This is a genomic window from Vibrio splendidus (assembly GCF_002873455.1).
GTDB lineage: Bacteria > Pseudomonadota > Gammaproteobacteria > Enterobacterales > Vibrionaceae > Vibrio > Vibrio splendidus_J.
Genome location: NZ_MCUN01000007.1, coordinates 412314 through 429866, shown reverse-complemented (window position 1 = coordinate 429866; position 17553 = coordinate 412314). Strand labels below are relative to the sequence as shown.

The 17553-nt window shown below is 44.1% G+C and carries 23 protein-coding genes; 20 read left to right on the top strand and 3 right to left on the bottom strand.

What is annotated here, in order from left to right:
- The first annotated feature begins 57 nt into the window (after positions 1 to 57).
- The 6 genes from BCU75_RS06200 to BCU75_RS06175 are packed head-to-tail and all read left to right on the top strand — an operon-like array spanning position 58 to position 4977.
- The gene (locus BCU75_RS06200; protein WP_102473266.1) at positions 58 to 825 is read left to right on the top strand and encodes a DUF3450 domain-containing protein; all 768 of its coding nucleotides are present in this window, start codon (positions 58 to 60) and stop codon (positions 823 to 825) included.
- Positions 825 to 2201 carry a MotA/TolQ/ExbB proton channel family protein gene (locus BCU75_RS06195; RefSeq protein WP_102473265.1) on the top strand — a complete coding sequence of 459 codons (1377 nt, stop codon included), beginning with the start codon at positions 825 to 827 and terminating at the stop codon, positions 2199 to 2201. Before BCU75_RS06200 ends, BCU75_RS06195 begins: the two co-directional genes overlap by 1 nt.
- Positions 2201 to 2761 carry a MotA/TolQ/ExbB proton channel family protein gene (locus tag BCU75_RS06190; protein ID WP_004731144.1) on the top strand — a complete coding sequence of 187 codons (561 nt, stop codon included), beginning with the start codon at positions 2201 to 2203 and terminating at the stop codon, positions 2759 to 2761. Before BCU75_RS06195 ends, BCU75_RS06190 begins: the two co-directional genes overlap by 1 nt.
- Entirely contained in the window at positions 2758 to 3162 is a 405-nt protein-coding gene (locus BCU75_RS06185; protein ID WP_004731145.1) for an ExbD/TolR family protein, read from the top strand. The genes BCU75_RS06190 and BCU75_RS06185 overlap by 4 nt, the downstream gene beginning before the upstream one ends.
- Positions 3163 to 3181: 19 nt before the next feature.
- Positions 3182 to 3802 (top strand): energy transducer TonB, encoded by a 621-nt coding sequence (locus BCU75_RS06180; protein ID WP_102473264.1) that lies wholly within the window; start codon positions 3182 to 3184, stop codon positions 3800 to 3802.
- Positions 3799 to 4977, top strand: a complete 1179-nt coding sequence (locus BCU75_RS06175; protein ID WP_102473263.1) for a tetratricopeptide repeat protein — start codon at positions 3799 to 3801, stop codon at positions 4975 to 4977. Before BCU75_RS06180 ends, BCU75_RS06175 begins: the two co-directional genes overlap by 4 nt.
- Positions 4978 to 5125: 148 nt before the next feature.
- Here the strand turns inward: BCU75_RS06175 and BCU75_RS06170 are convergent, their stop codons facing one another.
- Positions 5126 to 5449 carry a hypothetical protein gene (locus tag BCU75_RS06170; protein WP_102473262.1) on the bottom strand — a complete coding sequence of 108 codons (324 nt, stop codon included), beginning with the start codon at positions 5447 to 5449 and terminating at the stop codon, positions 5126 to 5128.
- Positions 5450 to 5865: 416 nt separating this feature from the next.
- On the opposite strand from BCU75_RS06170, the gene BCU75_RS06165 reads away from it, so the two are divergent.
- From BCU75_RS06165 to BCU75_RS06125, 9 genes are all read left to right on the top strand, one after another.
- Complete coding sequence (locus BCU75_RS06165) at positions 5866 to 6495, top strand: PepSY-associated TM helix domain-containing protein (RefSeq protein ID WP_065105805.1); 630 nt, start codon at positions 5866 to 5868, stop codon at positions 6493 to 6495.
- An 83-nt stretch (positions 6496 to 6578) separates the two neighbouring features.
- Positions 6579 to 7097: a DUF2271 domain-containing protein gene (locus tag BCU75_RS06160; protein ID WP_102464495.1), complete on the top strand. Its 519-nt coding sequence runs from the start codon at positions 6579 to 6581 to the stop codon at positions 7095 to 7097.
- A 118-nt stretch (positions 7098 to 7215) separates the two neighbouring features.
- A complete protein-coding gene (locus BCU75_RS06155; RefSeq protein WP_102473261.1) occupies positions 7216 to 8052 on the top strand; it encodes a DUF4198 domain-containing protein in 837 nt (278 codons plus the stop codon).
- Between the two features lie 116 nt (positions 8053 to 8168).
- Complete coding sequence (locus tag BCU75_RS06150) at positions 8169 to 8504, top strand: hypothetical protein (protein ID WP_102473260.1); 336 nt, start codon at positions 8169 to 8171, stop codon at positions 8502 to 8504.
- A complete protein-coding gene (locus BCU75_RS06145; protein ID WP_102473259.1) occupies positions 8501 to 9097 on the top strand; it encodes a DUF6162 family protein in 597 nt (198 codons plus the stop codon). The genes BCU75_RS06150 and BCU75_RS06145 overlap by 4 nt, the downstream gene beginning before the upstream one ends.
- Positions 9098 to 9146: 49 nt before the next feature.
- On the top strand, positions 9147 to 10082 hold the full coding sequence (locus BCU75_RS06140) for a metal ABC transporter solute-binding protein, Zn/Mn family (RefSeq protein WP_102473258.1): 936 nt from the start codon (positions 9147 to 9149) through the stop codon (positions 10080 to 10082).
- Complete coding sequence (locus tag BCU75_RS06135; RefSeq protein WP_102473257.1) at positions 10082 to 10816, top strand: metal ABC transporter ATP-binding protein; 735 nt, start codon at positions 10082 to 10084, stop codon at positions 10814 to 10816. Before BCU75_RS06140 ends, BCU75_RS06135 begins: the two co-directional genes overlap by 1 nt.
- Positions 10816 to 11691 (top strand): metal ABC transporter permease, encoded by an 876-nt coding sequence (locus BCU75_RS06130; protein WP_102473256.1) that lies wholly within the window; start codon positions 10816 to 10818, stop codon positions 11689 to 11691. The genes BCU75_RS06135 and BCU75_RS06130 overlap by 1 nt, the downstream gene beginning before the upstream one ends.
- Positions 11692 to 11693: 2 nt before the next feature.
- Positions 11694 to 12617 (top strand): ABC transporter substrate-binding protein, encoded by a 924-nt coding sequence (locus tag BCU75_RS06125; protein ID WP_102473255.1) that lies wholly within the window; start codon positions 11694 to 11696, stop codon positions 12615 to 12617.
- A gap of 137 nt (positions 12618 to 12754) precedes the next feature.
- Here the strand turns inward: BCU75_RS06125 and BCU75_RS06120 are convergent, their stop codons facing one another.
- Positions 12755 to 12976 (bottom strand): DUF2986 domain-containing protein, encoded by a 222-nt coding sequence (locus BCU75_RS06120; RefSeq protein ID WP_102473254.1) that lies wholly within the window; start codon positions 12974 to 12976, stop codon positions 12755 to 12757.
- 97 nt (positions 12977 to 13073) lie between these two features.
- Here BCU75_RS06120 and BCU75_RS06115 point away from each other — a divergent pair, with 97 nt between their 5' ends.
- Both BCU75_RS06115 and BCU75_RS06110 read left to right on the top strand, forming a co-directional pair.
- Positions 13074 to 13589, top strand: coding sequence for a GNAT family N-acetyltransferase (locus BCU75_RS06115; RefSeq protein ID WP_102473253.1), 516 nt, complete (start codon positions 13074 to 13076; stop codon positions 13587 to 13589).
- Between the two features lie 2 nt (positions 13590 to 13591).
- Positions 13592 to 13987, top strand: coding sequence for a nitrous oxide-stimulated promoter family protein (locus BCU75_RS06110; protein WP_102473252.1), 396 nt, complete (start codon positions 13592 to 13594; stop codon positions 13985 to 13987).
- 134 nt (positions 13988 to 14121) lie between these two features.
- Here BCU75_RS06110 and BCU75_RS06105 read toward each other — a convergent pair whose 3' ends face one another.
- Complete coding sequence (locus BCU75_RS06105; RefSeq protein WP_102473251.1) at positions 14122 to 15519, bottom strand: MATE family efflux transporter; 1398 nt, start codon at positions 15517 to 15519, stop codon at positions 14122 to 14124.
- Positions 15520 to 15569: 50 nt separating this feature from the next.
- On the opposite strand from BCU75_RS06105, the gene BCU75_RS06100 reads away from it, so the two are divergent.
- The 3 genes from BCU75_RS06100 to BCU75_RS06090 all read left to right on the top strand — a co-directional run bounded on the left by BCU75_RS06100 (position 15570) and on the right by BCU75_RS06090 (position 17524).
- Positions 15570 to 16463, top strand: a complete 894-nt coding sequence (locus BCU75_RS06100) for a helix-turn-helix transcriptional regulator (protein WP_102473250.1) — start codon at positions 15570 to 15572, stop codon at positions 16461 to 16463.
- Positions 16464 to 16683: 220 nt separating this feature from the next.
- On the top strand, positions 16684 to 17028 hold the full coding sequence (locus BCU75_RS06095) for a winged helix-turn-helix domain-containing protein (RefSeq protein WP_076678586.1): 345 nt from the start codon (positions 16684 to 16686) through the stop codon (positions 17026 to 17028).
- A 154-nt stretch (positions 17029 to 17182) separates the two neighbouring features.
- A complete protein-coding gene (locus tag BCU75_RS06090; protein WP_102473249.1) occupies positions 17183 to 17524 on the top strand; it encodes a winged helix-turn-helix domain-containing protein in 342 nt (113 codons plus the stop codon).
- Positions 17525 to 17553 lie beyond the last annotated feature (29 nt).

The following is a 17553-nucleotide window of genomic DNA, read 5'->3' as shown; positions in this document are numbered from 1 at the left end:
AGACTGCTTATCAATAAAATTCATTTGGCCTTCTTCTTATAGTAAATGACTACAATTATGAATCTTTTAAAAACTAGCCTAGCACTTGCGATCAGTTTGGTTGCAACGTCTTCGATGGCAAACAGCTTGGATCAAGCTCAATCAATTCAAAACAAAACCAATAACGCGTCGGCTTCGAGCCAAAAGGTTATTGATAAAAGCTCACAAGCGACTTTAATGCTGCAAGCTGAGATTGAGCGTCTGCAAGAAGAAGTTAAGAACTTAGAAATTTATCACGATCACCTTGCCGCTTTGGTTGAGAGCCAAAATAAAGAAGCTCAAAGCATCGAAGGGCAGATCGATGAAATCAAATATACACGTCAAGGTGTAGTACCCCTGATGTATCAGATGATTGATGGCCTTCAGCAGTTAGTTGAGCAAGACGTGCCAATTAAGAAAGAGCAACGTTTAGAAAGAGTTGAAAAGCTACAAGCAATGATGACTCGCGCTGATGTGAGTGATGCAGAAAAGTATCGCCGTATCCTAGAAGCTTACCAAATCGAGATGGACTACGGTATCAAACTGGGTGTTTATCAAGGTCGTGTAGCATTGACCAGTGAAAAAACGATTGAGGCTGATGTACTGCATCTAGGTCGCATCTCTTTAGTCGCTCGCAATCTAAATGGCAGCCAATACTGGTCTTGGGATCAAACAGAAGATCAATGGCAAGCGCTAGATTCTTCGATGAAGTCTGAGCTAGATAAAGCCTACGATATTGCTGGTCAACAAGCGGCTCCAAGCTTGATTACTTTACCTGTTTCTTTAACTGTTGCGGAGGTTAAGTAATGAACTTAAAGCCATTAGCAGCATTGCTTTGTATTACTTCAATTTCATTTTCTGCTTTCTCAGCTTCTGATACGACGGCTCAGCTAGTTAATAAAGCAAAATCAGAGAGTCGAACTCAAGCTTCTCACAACGTAGTGCGTGAAGCTGATTTCAAAAAGACAGAGCAAGAACTGAAAGCGATCAAGGCACAACTTGAAGCGAAGCGTACTTCAATCCAAGGCGCTACAGATGTTTTAACTCAAACCTTCAGTGATAACGAAAACAAACTTGCTCGTTTAGAAGAGAAGCTGCGTTTAGAAACCGGTAGTTTAGGCGAACTGTTCGGTGTCGTTCGCCAAAACGCAAAAGAACTCGGTGCAGAACTTAGCTCAACCGTGAACAGTGTTGATCGCGCTGAACACACTGTAACTGTCGATCAAATTATCGATGCTAAATCACTACCATCAATGCCACAGCTTTCTGGCTTGTGGATGAGTATGATTGAACAGATTCAAGCGAGCTCAGAGCTTAGCAAATCTCAAATTGCGTTTATTAACGGTGAAGGCAATACACAAACCGTTGACGCTTACCGTCTAGGTTCAATTGGTCTAGTGACAGAGGAAGGCTATGTTAGCTGGAATACTCAGCGTGAAGATGCAATTGCGTATCTGAAACAGCCATCAAATGGTCCAACACTGGCATCGCTTTCTTCACTTGCGAATGGCGAAGTGTCTAATATTGTTGTCGATCCCTCTCGTGGATTCATGCTTGAACAACTAGCGCTAACCCCAAGCCTAGCTGATCGCCTTCAAGCGGGTGGTGTCGTTGGTAAAGTGATTCTTGGCCTGCTGGCTATTGGCCTAATCATCGCATTGGTTCGTGGTATTTCTCTTGCTATAGCTCGTCAGAAGATTCGCGCACAACTTAAGAACCCTGAACAAGCGGGTAATAACCCGCTTGGTCGTGTTCTTGCAGTTTACAACAAAGAGCAAAACCAAACGGTTGAAGCACTGGAGCTGCGTCTTTTAGAAGCCGTTGTTGATGAACAGACTCATTTAGAGAAAGGTTTATCGATGCTAAAACTTCTAGCAGCACTCGCACCAATGCTTGGTTTATTGGGCACCGTAACCGGCATGATCGAAACATTCCAAGTGATCACACAGTTTGGTAATGGCGACCCTAAAGTCATGGCGGGTGGTATTTCGATGGCGCTTGTAACAACGGTACTTGGCCTAGTTGCTGCAATGCCGCTGCTATTGGCACATAATATTCTTAGCACTCAGTCAGAGAATATTCGCAATATTCTTGAAAAGCAGGGTATTGGCCTTGTTGCTGAGCAGGCAGAAAAAACAGTTGAATCAAAAGCTGTTGTTTCACCAGTTGGGACTGCCGCGTAATGGATATTTTGTCGGGTTCTCTATTACCAGCGAGTTGGTTAACGAGTGACTGGCTGCTGTCTTTATCAAGCTTTATGGAGCAGGGCGGTTTCGTTCTGTGGTGGCTAGCGGCTGTTGTCCTAGTGTATTGGGTGCTTGTGGTAGAACGCGTGCTTTATCTTGCGTTCTATTTTCCAAAGCAACGCCAAGCTTGGATTACAAAGTGGCATGAAAGAGAAGATCACTCTTCTTGGCATGCTAAAGCCATTCGTGAAGGTTGGTTAGGCCAAGCGAGTATCTTACTTAACCAAAACTTGAATTTTATTAAGCTGTTAGTCGCTATTTGTCCGATGTTGGGCTTGTTAGGCACCGTAACCGGTATGATCTCTGTTTTTGATGTCATGGCGACTCAAGGAAGCAGCGATCCTAAGTTGATGGCTTCAGGTATCTCGTTGGCAACGCTACCAACCATGGCGGGTATGGTTGCTGCACTAGCGGGCATGTTTGTTCACGCTCGCTTAGCGAAAGTGTGTAACCGCTTAGAATTGAAATTAGAAAAATCTTTAAGGAGTCAACGATGAGACTCGGTCGACGTCATTCTAAAAACGAAGAGGCTCAAATAGACCTTACTTCGATGCTTGATATTGTCTTTATCATGCTTATTTTCTTTATTGTGACCAGTTCATTTGTTCGTGAATCAGGGGTTGAAGTCAATCGCCCACAAGCTTCTAACGTTGTTAGCCAAAAGGATGCGGGCATCTTTGTGGCGATTACGTCTGCGAATGACATTTTCATTGATAAGCGTGTTGTAGATGTTGAACGTGTTCAAGCGACGTTAGAACATTTATTGCTAGAACAACCTGATGCTTCTTTGGTCATTCAAGCGGATGAACACGCTTACAACGGAACCGTTGTTAAAGTGATGGACGCCGCTAAAGGTGCAGGTGTTAAAAACATTGCGCTTGCTGCTGAAAAGCGATGATCTTGGAGGATCTTTATAAATGATTCGCCTATTTCTTGCTTTACCGCTAGCGGGGGCATTGGGTCTAGCGCTGTTTTCTTTCATGGCTTGGATGGTTGATAATGGCCATCAACGTTCTCCAGAAAGTGGTGAGACTTTAAGTTTCAACATGGTGATGGTTGAAGCTGAACAAGAAACCCAGAGAAGGCAGCGTGCCGTTCCTGAACAACCTGAAATGCCAGAGCCGCCACCAGAAGCACAAGCGTCTCAGTCACAAGCTGAAGTCACGCCCCTGAACTCGATGTCTTCATTGCCTTCATTGGATTTGAATACATCTATTGATGGCCTAGCGATTAACGCGCCGACCTTTTCTGATTTTGGGTCAAACCAACAGGCAATGCCTCTGTATCGAGTCGAACCTCGTTACCCAGCTAAAGCGCTTAAGCGCGGTGCTGAAGGCTTTGTTACTTTGAGTTTTACTATCGATGAAACAGGCCGACCGATGGATATTCAAGTTACTGACGCAAATCCACGTCGTATGTTCGAGCGTGAAGCGATACGTGCTATGAAAAAATACAAGTATCAGCCTAAGGTTGTTGATGGCAAAGCGACCCCTCAATTTGGACAAACATTTACCTTTGAATTCAAGTTGGCAAAATGATGAAACAGATATGGATATTAGTGGGCTTGTTGTTAATGCCCCTTACAACACAAGCAAAAGAGCTAACTCAATATACTGCTATTCGTGTTCAAAAGGCGCACAAGCTTGCTCAAGATGAACAGGTTAAACAGGCGATTGATGTGCTTGCAGGCTTGGAGCTTTCGAAAGGCTACGATAAAGCGTACGTAGCGCGCATGCTTGGCGTGTTTTACTGGCAAGATGGCAAAACCGATAAGGCAATTAAGCAGCTTACTTATGCCGTAGACACTGATTTACTGGTTGATGAACAGGCATGGATAACGAAACGCATGCTTGCTGATTTATTACTAAACGATCAGCAATTTAAAAATGCGCTTCCGCACTATTATGAGTTAGTAAAATCTGCGCCAGAAAAAGAAAAGAAAGACACGCTTTGGATGCGAATTGCACAAGCTGAATACCAAATTGAAAACTGGTCGAAAGTACTAGTCGCCATTGGTAATCATGACAAGTTCAATTCAAAACCAGAGTTGTCTCCTCTATCGCTAAAACTGGGTGCACAACTACAGTTAAAGCAGTGGAAGCAATCTATTCCAACACTGGAAAGCCTTATCGAACTGCAACCAGAAAAAGACAACTGGTGGCGTCAACTTGTGGGTATTCAGTTAAGACTAGAACGTAACCGCGATGCATTGAACACGTTAGCGCTGGCTGATCTACAAGGTGTTGAGCTGAAAAATTCAGACCGTAGGCTGCTTGCTCAATTGTATGCGAAACGAGGCATTCCAGAGCGTGCTGCTCAAGAAATCGCAAAGTTAGATGATGCGAACAGCGATGTTCAACTTCTTGCTGAGCAAGCAACTTACTGGCAGCTAGCGAAAGAGTGGGACAGTGCCATTGAAGTGTGGACGTTAGCGTCTAAAAAAGACACTCAATATCATTGGAACGTGGCTCAACTATTGGTTCAGCAAGGTTACTACGATCGAGCGCTGGTTGTTTTAGATAAAGTGAAAGACAAAAACAAACAAGCCGATGTTGCTTTAGCGAAAGTACGTTCTTGGTACAAGTTAAAGAATCTTGATAATGCTCTTGCTCAAGCGAAACGTGCGAACAACATTGAACCTTCTTCTGAAGCAAAAGGTTGGATTAAATATCTGACTCAGCTACGAACAGTCAGCGATAACGGAAACGTCTAACGGCTGATAGTCAGAAACAGAAGAAACAAAGCAGGAAAAGGGTGTCATTTGATCGTTCAAATGACACCCTTTTTTAATTTTGTCTCGTAACTTGTCTCATAATTCAGTCGGCTTGAGTTGGTCTAGTTTTACTCGTCGGATTGATCGATTACGGATCGCACATCACCCCACTAGACGTTGCACTTTTAATTATTCCATTGCTATCAGCGATCCAGTTAATAGTGCAATCACGAGAAGGGTTTTTAAAAGCGTGCAGAGTACTACCATCCTTTAATGTTTTTTGAGTCTCTTTCCATGCAAACGTTCGTGATTCCCAAAAGCTGATAGGCCGTGATCGCTCGGTTAGGTAGCGCTCTTGTACTTCGGCTATGTCTGAACCTATGTACTTCTGGATATGTTCTTCCGTGCTGGCCACTTGGCTACTGCACGCTGTTGCTAGCGCAGCAACAGCCAAAACAACAATAATACGCATGTCAAAATCCCTTTAAGATTATTTAGCTCTCTTTCGTCGGTTGCAGATCCTACTGGTTGGCAACGTACATCCACCGACGAATCCATTGTTTGTTGATCTTTAAAGTGATCCAATCGCCGAATAGTCCCAATTCTCAATCGTTAAAGCCACTATTGCTACCTTAAACTAATCTCAATCAAGCATGTTTAGATTGAGATTTTTTGAGGTTTGAGCTTGTTATCAGTTAGCTCAAATACAACTTATCAATTGCCTCTAATACAAGTTAGCAAGAATATGCAAACAGTTCGATTACTTCCCATGTAATGTTATGTAAATTTCCTTACGCTGCTCGGCAAACGTAAACAATGTAAATTGAATGCCAATACGAATGATTATCAACTAAATTGTCGCCATAAAATTTATAGGTATTGGTTTGTATGTCGTTAAAAAGTAGGGCGGTTCAATCATGGGCTCGTCGACTTCATGTTTATATTTCAATGGCGCTTCTGTTCGTTGTTCTTTTCTTCTCAGTGACAGGTATCACCCTTAATCGACCTGAGTTATTTGAATCAACACAACCCAATATCCAACGGTCTACGTTAACGCTTCCTACAAGTTTATTTTCAATCCAAGACGGGCGATTAAAAGCCGATGAAAAGGCCTTTGAAACGTTTCTGTTTGAAGAAGCCAACCTATCTGGCGTTCCTTCAGGTTTAGACATCTACGCAGAGATTGAAGGCGGTGAGTTGCTCATCGGAGAAGTGTCTATGGACTTCAAAGGACCAGGCTACAACGCTTCTGTGTTCGTTGACGTGACGTCTGAAATGGTGGAAGTCGAAACCACCAATTACGGCGTTATCGCTCTTTTGAACGACCTACACAAAGGGCGTAATAGCGGTGAAGTTTGGAAATGGTTTATCGATATCACTGCGCTACTGATGATCTTCTTTGTGCTTACTGGCGTGTGCTTACTGCTACCTAAGAAAAAAACGCTTAATACCTCCATTAAATGGACGGTGTTTGGGTCTGCAATCTCACTTGCTATCTATTTTGTCGCCGTACCTTAACCCCCATTCGGTTGATGAGTCTGCTTGATGAATCAGCTTGAAGAACGAACTAAAGGTTAAACGGATTTAAAAGGTTGTTAAACATGAAAAAAATGAACTGGAGCAAAGCGCTTATTGCTTTGTCTCTTTTGCCAAGCCTAGGTATGGCACAAGCGATCCCTGATACGGCAAAACTTGATGTGAACTTTAAGCTTCCAAAGATCGATACCTCTATGTACGCACGTCCTTATGTGGCGGTATGGGTAGAGAACAGTGAACGAAAGTCAGTGAAAACCATTGAGCTTTGGGTCGGTAAAGATGAATGGCTTAAAGATTTACGTAGTTGGTGGAGAAAGGTTGGACGTTACGATCGTGAATTGGTTGATGCAGTGACCTCTGCAACGCGTCCTGCCGGCCAGTACCGCTTCGTGTGGGATGGTAAGAGCGATGATGGCCAAACTCTTGAACAGGGCGAGTACACGGTTCATATCGAAGTTGTTCGCGAACACGGTGGCCGTAATTACCTTCGTCAAAAAGTATCACTAACGGATACAAATGCTTCCTATGAGCTAAAGGCAACGGAAGAGACAGGTGAAATCACTCTGAACTACATCGCTAAATAGTAAGTGCGAATAGTAACTAGTAAGTACGAATTAAAACCAAGCTGAACAGAATAGACAGTCGTCATCGTAGGCTCAGATAGAGCGACACGGCTAAAAATTATAAATAATGGAATTGAACATGATGAAACAGACAAAAATTAAGGCACTTGCACTAGCGGGTGTTATGGCATTCGGCCTAGCGGCAACGACAACAGCGCAAGCTCACCCACGTTGGATCCTGCCGTCTCACTTTACCGTGTCTAAAGAAGGTGGTGACTGGCTAACGTTCGATGTGACTGCATCTCATGGTACGTTCGTTTTCGATAAGCCAGCAGGCAGTGAAAACGCTCATGTCATCATGCCAGATGGTCGCAGCGAGCGTCCTAACTTTGTTATTCGCGGTAAACGTCGTTCAATCTTTGATTTCTACTTTGAAGAAGAAGGCACGCACAAAGTTGCGATCAACAATGAGCCTTCTTACTACACGCAATACAAAGCGGGTCGTCGTGACACAGTGAAATGGGTCAAAGCAAACAAAGCGGAACGTGATTCAGCTCTTCCTGAAAAGTCGCGTGACGTGGTAACACAAATCAGCTTCACTCGCGCTGAAAGCTACATCACAGTGGGTAAGCCATCGGATTCAGTATTTAAGATTGAAGGCAAGCTACTTGAAATGAAGCCTGTGACACACCCTTCAGATATCGTTGAAGGCGAACCAGTGACATTCCAATTCTTCTACAACGGTGAAATTCAAAAAGACGTGAAAGCGGAGATCACTCGTGAAGGTACGCTTTACCGCAACCACCAAGAACAGATTGATGTGGTGAGCGACGAGAACGGCGAAATCACCTTCACTCCAGACGTAGCGGGTCGTTACGTAATGAAAGCGAACTACAAAGGTGAGTTGATTGACAACCCACTGGCAGATAAAGCAAGCGCGAACGTTCACCTAACGTTCGAAGCACTGCTTCAATAATCTGTGATATCGGGGCTAGCTCCCTGATTAAGCAACCAAAAAACTTAAGGGCTCATTTGAGCCCTTTATCGCTCAGTTTACTTCTGAGAATTTGCACTGTGGCTAGGGTACGAACCATGACAATAAAAACAAAACTAAAATCGATAATCTCTCCATGCTTGGCTTTGGGACTTGGTTTCGCTGCATTACCTGCGCAAGCACACTTCCCACTGATGAGTTGCTGGTTTGAAGGCAAAACCGTTGCTTGTGAAGCGGGTTATTCCGATGGCAGTAAAGCGATTGATTACGCGGTTGAGATGTACGATTACGAAGACAACTTGATTGCAAAAGAGATGACAGATAAACGTTCTATCGTTGAATTTCCGAACCCTGACACCGAGTTCTACCTCGTATTCGATTCAGGCCATGAGTTTCCTGTTGAAGTAGACGTTGTTGAGATCAGTGAGAAATGATGATTCAAGGTGTACGTGCTGACACGGGTGGCAGAGAAGGTAAATGGGTAGGGCTGATCATTGTATTCATCCTCAGCTTTGCCACGGTAGCCATCCCATTTCATCAAGCAGAATCTCAAGTGAAAGCGGTACTTGATCATCAAATTTTGGTGACTGATGTCGAACAAGAAAACTTGGCGATGCTATCAGAGCTGCGTTTGGCTCATGAGGAGATTCGCGACCTGCGTATGGACTCAAACGGCGAATGGCCAAGTGTTGTGTCACTTAAAGATGAATGGGTCGCGCCATTTGTTGAAGACCAGAGTTGGAAGCGCAAAGGTTCTCATGCTTGGGTATTGGACGAGCGTGGTTACTACTTTTCAACTCCAAGTGAATATGCGACATCAAGTGAACAAGCTACGCCAACCGATCATGGTTCTGCGGATTCCTTTATTTTAAACGCGAACAGTGTTTCTCCTGAGATCTGGATTTACTTCGGTGGTGTAGCAAAACAGCCTACTCGATTTGACGAAAACACACTGGAATCAGCAGGTTGGAAAGTGGTGGTGAATGAGTCAGACGTTGCTGATCAGCATGATGCTTCTTCACATTAATCCCGGACTCTCGAAAAACAAAATGCTCACTAATAATAAGAGATTTACTATGCGAATTATGACTCTATTGATGTCGTTATTGGCGGTGTTAATGACACCCAATGCATTGGCAAAAGAATACAAGATCGATAGCGACAAGCTGACGATTGGCATAACCCTTCAGCCTTATTACAGCTACGTAAAAGCGGTGGTGGGTGACAAAGTTAACATTCTTCCATTGGTTGATGCTGGCTTTAATCCGCATAACTATTTGCCACAACCCAATGATTTGAAGCGATTGAGTCAAATGGATGCGATCGTGGTAAACGGTATTGGTCACGATGACTTCGCGCTTAAAGTGATTTCAGCCGCGCAACGTGATGACTTAGTGGTGATCGAAGCAAATAAAGAAGTGCCTTTGCTCCCTGCTCTTGGTCAGTCTGTTGGTCAAGGTGCCGTTAACCCGCATACCTTTGTTGGGCTTTCGACAACGATTCAAAAGGTTTACACCATCGCGAGCGAAGTCTCTAAGCTTGACCCAGACAACGCTGCGTTTTATCGCAAGAACGCACGTAAATACGCCAAGCAATTTCGTTTTATGAAGCGTGATGCGATGTTGTCACTAGGCGAACTTGACACATCAGGCATGAAAGTAGCGACGACGCACAATGCTTACGGCTATATCCTTCAAGAGTTTGGTGTAGATGTGGCGGCGGTGATTGAGCCTGCACACGGTGTTGAACCAAGTGCTAGCCAACTACAAGAAACGATCGAGAAGATCCGCGCATCGGGTATTGATGTTCTGTTCTATGAGCTCAACATGCCAAACCGTTTTGTTGACACCATTGAAGCGGAAACGGGCGTTCAGCTTTACCGTTTCTCTCACATGACGCACGGCGAATATGAAGACGACAAAGTTGAAGTTGAAATGAAGAAGAACCTACAAACGTTAATTGAAGCAATGAAATTTGCGGCGGCGAACCAAGCGAAGAGCGGGAACGCATAATGCTAGGTCCTTCAATTTCAATCAATCAACTTGGTCTGCAATACGACAATAACGTCATTCTTGACGATATATCACTAGAACTTAAAGCAGGTCAGTGTCATGTGATCATGGGGCCAAACGGCGGTGGCAAAACCTCTTTGCTGCGCTCTGTTCTTGGTTTGACGCCTTTCTCTGGGCAAATCAATATCCATTGGCCAGAAAAGCCAAGTATTGGTTACGTTCCTCAAAAAGCGACCTTCGAATCGAGCTTACCCCTGACGGTAATGGATTTCGTACTGCTTAACCAAACTCGAATCCCGCTATTTTGGCGTCGTAAGTCTAAGCAATTGGATCTCGCACTCGCACAATTGGATCGTGTGGGAATGGCGACTCGTAGCGATCGCCGTATGGGGCAGTTGTCGGGCGGTGAACAACAACGTGTGTTGTTTGCACAAGCGCTATTGGATAACCCAAGCTTACTCGTGTTGGACGAACCTACGACTGGTATGGATGAGCAGGGTGTCCGTTACTTGGAATCTCTGATTCGTGAATGTGTTGATGAAGGTCGCACGATCCTTGCCGTTCACCACGATGTAACCGCAGTGCGTCGCCTTGAAGCCAATGTGCATGTTGTGAATCGATTCTTGGTGGATAGTGGTCCACATGAACAAGTACTCCATCCAAGTAAAATCGAGAGTTTATTTCAGCATTACAGCAGTGGTACAGCCATCGTTAAATCGAAGGAGGTTGCGTAATGGAATGGTTACGACAACTTGCCGTAAGTGGCGTTGAAGCGGGTTGGCTATCTGACAGCTTCATGTATGCGTTCATGGTAAATGCACTGGTTGCTGCGTTGTTATTGGGCCCGTTACTAGGTGGCCTTGGTACTTTGGTGATCGCAAAGCGTCTGGCTTTCTTCTCTGAAGCCGTCGGCCACGCGGCATTAACCGGTATTGCTATCGGTGTTCTGCTTGGTGAGCCACCAGAAAACCCAATTATTGGTTTGTTTAGCTTCTGTATGATCTTCGCTTTACTTCTTCACTTCGTAAGAAACAGAACCAACGTGCCATACGATACCTTAGTCGGCGTTTTTCTTGCACTAGCGTTAGCGGTTGGCGCGGCGTTACTGATGTACGTGGCACGTAAGATCAATATCCACATGCTTGAGAACGTGTTGTTTGGTTCGATTCTGACGGTAACAGACCAAGATTTAGCGATTCTCGCAGGCAGCTGTGCGATCATCATTTTGCTTTTGATACCGACGTTCAACCGCATTCTTTTGACTTGTATTAGCCCTGATATTGCTAAGGTTCGTGGCTATAACACCAGTTTCTACGACTACCTGTTTGTCATGATGATCACTCTAGTGACGATTGCAGCCGTGAAAATAGTGGGTGCGGTTCTGGTTGGCGCGTTATTGCTGATCCCAGGCGCTACGGCTCGATTGCTGACTAAACGCATGGGCAGCTTTGTTTTGCTTTCTGCGTTACTAGCAACCATCGCGTGTTTGGTCGGGACGGTGTTACCGATGGAACTTAAACTGCCAGTGCCATCAGGCGCTTCAATCATCATCGTTTGTGCGACATTTTTCCTAGCGGCGACACTATACCGAATTGTAAGAAAGGCATAATCATGACTTCTTTAATGAATCGTATTTCAAGTTCAGTGAAGGCAACGACTCAAGCGGGCGCACTAAGTAGCCTATTGTTGGCTGGCTCAATGGTGTCTATCAGCGCTAATGCCGAGGATATCCTCACCAGTACGCCTGTGACTTATGTTTTGGCGACAGAGCTAACCAAAGGCACCGATATTACGACCGAATACCTACCACCAAAACGCTACGGCATTGATCGTTTGCCTAACTGGTTTGGTACTAAGGGCGCAAGTAAGGTGCTTAGGTCAGGTGAAAAGGCAACCGTTGTATTAACGCTGTCGTCCATTTGGCAAGCTGACCCTACATTTGTATACGCAAGGCAGGGCAACATCCGTTTGGTAGAGGTGGATGCTGCTCAAGCGATTACACCGCGCGCGCAAGGTGTCGCTGCGCTGACGTTATCAAATGGTGAAGTGTCTAAATACGCGTGGTTAAACCCAACTAATCTAACGCGTATGGCGGCAATTGTGGCTGATGACTTTAAGTCATTGTGGCCAGCGCAAGCAAACACGATTGATAGCAACCTACAGCGTGTGATGCTTGATGTGCGTGAACTGATTAACAAGCAACAAGCGGTACTTTTAGATAATGAAGTAGATTCAGTATTGTTGCTTTCAGAAAGCTTGGAAGATTTTGCGTCTGGTAGCCAACTATTTGTTGAAGACCGCATGTTCAAAGCAGAGCTGGAATGGACAGAGCAAGACAAAGCGAAACTCAAAGCGATGTTTTCAGAAGACGATGCACTCTGGTTAGTCACAGCGAAAAAGCCAACGACGTTGATTAAGTCACTGGTACCGAATGAGCGAATTCTTGTTATTGATTCAGTAGACCGTTGGGGAAGAGCAGGGATTAACGCCAAAGCGCCATTTGCTCGCTGGGAAGTTGAGCCTTTCAAAGGTTAAGTGGCTAAAACGAGTTAGCAAATAAACCGTTTGTTCAAAAAAGACGATCAAAAAAGCAGCCCAAATAGAGGCTGCTTTTTTGTTCTTGTCCGTTGGCTCTGGTCAGAGTCCTGACAAGAATACTGCAAGTTTAAAACTTACTCTGCAGTTTTTGTCTCTTCAGTTTCGATAACAGCTTCTACTGTCGACTCTACCGTGCCTTCTACCTGTTCTTGAGCGACTTTTGCTTGCTCTTCAGCTTCCATTTTTGCGCGGTCAGCTTTAGAAATATAGCGAGGCTTGTTGCTACCATGCAGTTTAGAAGTCGCCTGTTTCTGTCTTTTCTTTAGAATTTGATTGATTTTTTTCTTACGGTTCATTGCTGCATAGCCTTGTATTTAGTTTATGCGGTGGAGGATAATCATTTTAGATCTAGAACTCAATATTTACATAGTATTCAGTAAGGAAAATATCACTATGCAGGCAGTCGAGACCGCGCGTTTACGGTTAAGAATGATCACACCTCAAGATGTGGTGTTTATTCAGCGATTATATAGCTCAGAAGATTTCCTGCGTTACATCGGAGATAAGCAGCTCACTGATACAGATAAGGCTGTAGCATACATCGAAAACAACATATTGAAGATGCATAAAGAGAAGGGCGTGTGTTTATTGATGGTCGAAATCAAAGAGTCGTCAGCACCAATCGGTGTCTGTGGTTTGATTAAAAGAGACACACTAGCGGCGCATGATATTGGTTATGGTTTTGTCCCTGAAGTGTATGGGCAAGGTTTTGCGTTGGAAGCGGCACAAGCGATAATTGAACAAGCTAGGTATAATGCTGATATCGATCATTTAGTTGCCATCACAACCTCTGATAACATGCGAAGCATCGCATTGCTGACTAAGTTAGGTTTTGTGTTCGAACGAGTTGAAGAGGCGATCAATGAAAGCGTCAATCTCAACCTGTACGGTTTCTCATTAGGTAATTAATCATGTTCCAACATAACAACATTCTACAAGGTGAACTCGAGACGGAGTACAAAACCGTTATTGCGATGGTGCACATCTACTGCAAAGATCACCATGGTGCGGTTCGTCAGAATAACGCGTTATGTGAGGAGTGTGAGCAACTGTTGCGTTATGCAGAGACACGACTTGATAGATGCCCTTATGGCGAAGCAAAGCCGACCTGTAATAAGTGTCCAATTCATTGCTATAAGCCTGACCCGAAAGAGCAGATGCGTTTAGTAATGCGTTATGCAGGGCCAAGAATGCTACTTAAGCATCCGATTTTAGCGATCAGGCATTTGATTCATGAGAAACGTGGAGTGCCAGAGAAGCCACTGCCGAATGTTTCTAATCGACATATCCGAATGAACAAGAAGTAGTACCTTGTTTACAATGTGAAAGTATTAGTCGTGTGAAATGGTTCGAAACGAAAAAGGTCTGATTTCTCAGACCTTTTTGATGTAGATAGGTTTCTATTTAAGCTTGAATGTAGGCAGGTAGCCAGACAGGTAACCTATGCTGCTTGAGGCTCGTCGTAGGTAACCGTCAAGTTATTGATCCAGCGTCGGCTCAAGTATCGGTGTGAACAGATGGCCAGTTTCACCACTTCTTCTACCAACATCAGACCATAGATGTATTTGAAATCCCATCCAGCGACAAACGCGCCGTAAACACATACTGGAATACCTACCATCCACATTGCGATGAAATCCATACGTAGGCAGAATGCATTGTCACCACCAGCACGAATGATACCGTTAATGATCACCATGTTGAGCATACGAATCACCACAGCAAAGCACATAATAGTCATTGCAGGCGCAGCGAGTGGGTAGAGCGCTTCTGTAGAAAGGTTCAACCACGCTAGAACATGCTCTTTGCTCATAAACAGTAGCAATCCAACGACCGCACCAAAACCAACGACGGCTTTAATGAACGTCAGACCCATGCTCATGGCGTCATCAAATTCATCACGACCCAATGAGTGTCCAAGCAATACTGAACACGCGACTGAGATACCGAAGAAGATCGAGTAACACAGTGACTCAAACGGCGCGAGCATCGAGAACACCGCAAGCTCAGTCGTGCCCATGTGGCCAAAGATCATCTGGTACGCCATGGTGCCCATTGCCCACAACACCGCATTCATTGTTAGTGGTAGCGCTATTCGACGGTAAGACAACCACAATGACGGGCGATGTGGTGAGCTTGGCGTGGTTAATAGCCAGTGTTTACGCATACGCATGTAGCTATACATCAAACCCACTTGAATCAAGCGCGCTAATGTTGTCGCCAGTGCTGCACCTGCAACGCCCATAGCCGGAATACCAAAGGCGCCTTTAATAAGAACAAAGTTAAGCGCAATATTGAGTGCGATTGTCACACCACCAAGTAGTAGGGGTGTGACGGTGTCACCTGATGAGCGCATGCTTGCTTCTACCACGACAACAATATGAGTCAGAAGTAGGACAGGGAAGCCGTACCAAAGGTAGGTTGCTCCAAGATTAATTACGGTTTGATCGCTGGTTTGCAACATCATTAAAAACTGAGAACCAAGAGTGATGATTGCAGTAACAGGCAGCAGAACTTTTAGGCCAAACACCATCGCGATGGATGATACGGTTCGCGCGCTTTTTCGGTCGTTTTTCCCCCAATATTGAGCGACTAATGTACCGTTTGCTGAGGCCAACCCTGCCATGATCATAATAGCAACGAAGTGCCATTTTGATGCAATTCCCACAGCGGCGGCCGCTTCTATACCATAATCACTGACCATTAATACGTCAGCAAGGGCAAGAATTGCGACTAATGCACTTTGCAAAGCAACAGGCAAACCAAGTTTGACGATACGAGGTAAGATACTCTCTGGCTTGTTATTCATAGATGCGTTAGGGTTGATGTTAGTTGTCATAAGCACTCCAATTTATGGCAGAACTATAGTGATTTGAGCGAAGTAACAACATGTTTAAAAAACAACAAAACCTGTGCGAATCCGTCATTGATGTAATGAAGCCAAAATCAACGTGGCAAGATGACGTGTTTCTCGCTGAACCTTGTAAAGAACGTTTTTTGACCGTTGAAGATATCCCAGAGATGAAAAGCTTTGGTGTCTATATGGGCGGTATGGCGAAGCTATATGATGATTATTGGGTTGAGCGCGAATCCGTCAATGTTCATACGTTGATCTTCACTATGGAAGGTGGCGGTATTTTAACAACCGCAACATCGGTACAAGCGATTACGCCTTATACGTTAGTGGTTCTTCCTGCAGGAACCCCATTTCGTTTTGAGCTCGATCCTCAATATAACTATTGGAAAATGGCGTGGATGTTGACGCCTGATACGCAGCAATGGCTACACATAGCAAGTTTAGGTCAGGGGATTGTACCGTTCGGAGAGTGTGAAAAGATCTGGTCACTAATGAACTTGGTTTACTTTGAGATCGGGGGCCGAGCCAGTTACCGTAAGTTGCTCTTGAGTGAAATCATCCGAACGTTGACGGGGTTTGAACCCAAATCGACCAGCACCACTGCACGTGTTCAAGCGCTGTATAATGAGATTGAAAGTAGCCTTCACCAGCCATGGACAGTGGCTGGTATGGCTGAAAGAGTGTTTATCAGTGAAGAGCAACTTAACCGAGTCACCAAGACGCTATTCAACTTGTCGCCGCGAAGCAAATTGATTCAATTACGCATGGATAAAGCCACCAGCCTACTAAAGTATCAAGATTGGTCAGTCACTATGATTGCTAATCGCTTGGGCTACAAAGATCCCTATAATTTTTCGCATCGATTCAAAAAGCATTTTGGTTTGTCGCCCAGCCAATATCGAAAAGGCTATCGAATTAAAAATTAGTAACAGTTTCTGCGGTTTATGAGGAAGGTCTGCGGAACTGAACAAGGTAATCAACCTTCCAACAGACAGACCATAGACGGCGTCTCTTTTTTTACCATGTTAAATGTGTAATACAGTAATTTTTCTGTATTGCTATTGGATGACGTTGTGTATTTTCTTCTTAATTTTTGCCACCCCAATTTAATTTTATGTGGTTGGCTTAGAAATAAAGAGGTGGAAAGTGCGACAGGTTGCATTAGAGGTGATCGATTTTAAATCAGACAAAAAAATCGTACTTAATATGAGAGAAATTCATACTAAAACGAAACTGGTCCGGAAAGAAGGTTGTGGATCCATTGTGGGGACATTATCTGAACCTCATCGTAAAGTGCTTTTTTATCTTTATCAGAATAAAGGCGTGGTTGTCAGTAAAAATATTTTAAGACGTATTGGTTGGTCAGAGAAAGACGTAACATCGGCTTCTGTACTCGTTGCGATTTATGAAATTCGTAGAGTTATAGGCGACCAATGTATTTATACGATACCTAATGAAGGCTATTTGTTAGAGACAAAGTCTTGCTATTGATATTCTGTTCATATTCTTATAATAAAAATTTAATCTCTTTACCGTATAGATTGCTTTGATTATCTTCGATTTTAAGCGTCCATTTATAAGTGACGTTAATAAACACATCTTGCAATTAGGTGGTGTCTTTGGTCGCTCTGCTAGGGAATATTATATGAATACGGACTCTTACCCCGTTATTGAAGGTGAACGGTTAGAACAAAATGAGGTTTTGGAAGTAAGCGGTAAAGTTATCGAACTAAATACTAAGCTTATACGTAATCTTGAAAATGGGTACGTAGTAGGTACGATGCCGTTAGCGTATAGAAAAATAATTCTGTTTATGAATCGTCATCGTGGACAGTTATTCAGTGTTCGACAGCTTAAAAGCATCGGTTGGGAAGGTGAGAGGGTAACCAACTCTTCGGTGATCGTCGCTATATCTGAGATACGATCAATTTTAGGCGACGGTTTGATTTTGACGATCACAGGTGAAGGGTACGTTTTCCAACCTTAATATTTTGGTAGGTTGAATATTAGCTTTTA

Excerpts from the sequence above, each read along its gene's own strand:
- BCU75_RS06200 (WP_102473266.1), top strand. The coding sequence starts at position 58 with ATGAATCTTTTAAAAACTAGCCTAGCACTTGCGATCAGTTTGGTTGCA.
- BCU75_RS06195 (WP_102473265.1), top strand. The coding sequence starts at position 825 with ATGAACTTAAAGCCATTAGCAGCATTGCTTTGTATTACTTCAATTTCA.
- BCU75_RS06190 (WP_004731144.1), top strand. The coding sequence starts at position 2,201 with ATGGATATTTTGTCGGGTTCTCTATTACCAGCGAGTTGGTTAACGAGT.
- BCU75_RS06185 (WP_004731145.1), top strand. The coding sequence starts at position 2,758 with ATGAGACTCGGTCGACGTCATTCTAAAAACGAAGAGGCTCAAATAGAC.
- BCU75_RS06180 (WP_102473264.1), top strand. The coding sequence starts at position 3,182 with ATGATTCGCCTATTTCTTGCTTTACCGCTAGCGGGGGCATTGGGTCTA.
- BCU75_RS06175 (WP_102473263.1), top strand. The coding sequence starts at position 3,799 with ATGATGAAACAGATATGGATATTAGTGGGCTTGTTGTTAATGCCCCTT.
- BCU75_RS06170 (WP_102473262.1), bottom strand. The coding sequence starts at position 5,449 with ATGCGTATTATTGTTGTTTTGGCTGTTGCTGCGCTAGCAACAGCGTGC.
- BCU75_RS06165 (WP_065105805.1), top strand. The coding sequence starts at position 5,866 with ATGTCGTTAAAAAGTAGGGCGGTTCAATCATGGGCTCGTCGACTTCAT.
- BCU75_RS06160 (WP_102464495.1), top strand. The coding sequence starts at position 6,579 with ATGAAAAAAATGAACTGGAGCAAAGCGCTTATTGCTTTGTCTCTTTTG.
- BCU75_RS06155 (WP_102473261.1), top strand. The coding sequence starts at position 7,216 with ATGATGAAACAGACAAAAATTAAGGCACTTGCACTAGCGGGTGTTATG.
- BCU75_RS06150 (WP_102473260.1), top strand. The coding sequence starts at position 8,169 with ATGACAATAAAAACAAAACTAAAATCGATAATCTCTCCATGCTTGGCT.
- BCU75_RS06145 (WP_102473259.1), top strand. The coding sequence starts at position 8,501 with ATGATGATTCAAGGTGTACGTGCTGACACGGGTGGCAGAGAAGGTAAA.
- BCU75_RS06140 (WP_102473258.1), top strand. The coding sequence starts at position 9,147 with ATGCGAATTATGACTCTATTGATGTCGTTATTGGCGGTGTTAATGACA.
- BCU75_RS06135 (WP_102473257.1), top strand. The coding sequence starts at position 10,082 with ATGCTAGGTCCTTCAATTTCAATCAATCAACTTGGTCTGCAATACGAC.
- BCU75_RS06130 (WP_102473256.1), top strand. The coding sequence starts at position 10,816 with ATGGAATGGTTACGACAACTTGCCGTAAGTGGCGTTGAAGCGGGTTGG.
- BCU75_RS06125 (WP_102473255.1), top strand. The coding sequence starts at position 11,694 with ATGACTTCTTTAATGAATCGTATTTCAAGTTCAGTGAAGGCAACGACT.
- BCU75_RS06120 (WP_102473254.1), bottom strand. The coding sequence starts at position 12,976 with ATGAACCGTAAGAAAAAAATCAATCAAATTCTAAAGAAAAGACAGAAA.
- BCU75_RS06115 (WP_102473253.1), top strand. The coding sequence starts at position 13,074 with ATGCAGGCAGTCGAGACCGCGCGTTTACGGTTAAGAATGATCACACCT.
- BCU75_RS06110 (WP_102473252.1), top strand. The coding sequence starts at position 13,592 with ATGTTCCAACATAACAACATTCTACAAGGTGAACTCGAGACGGAGTAC.
- BCU75_RS06105 (WP_102473251.1), bottom strand. The coding sequence starts at position 15,519 with ATGACAACTAACATCAACCCTAACGCATCTATGAATAACAAGCCAGAG.
- BCU75_RS06100 (WP_102473250.1), top strand. The coding sequence starts at position 15,570 with ATGTTTAAAAAACAACAAAACCTGTGCGAATCCGTCATTGATGTAATG.
- BCU75_RS06090 (WP_102473249.1), top strand. The coding sequence starts at position 17,183 with ATGAATACGGACTCTTACCCCGTTATTGAAGGTGAACGGTTAGAACAA.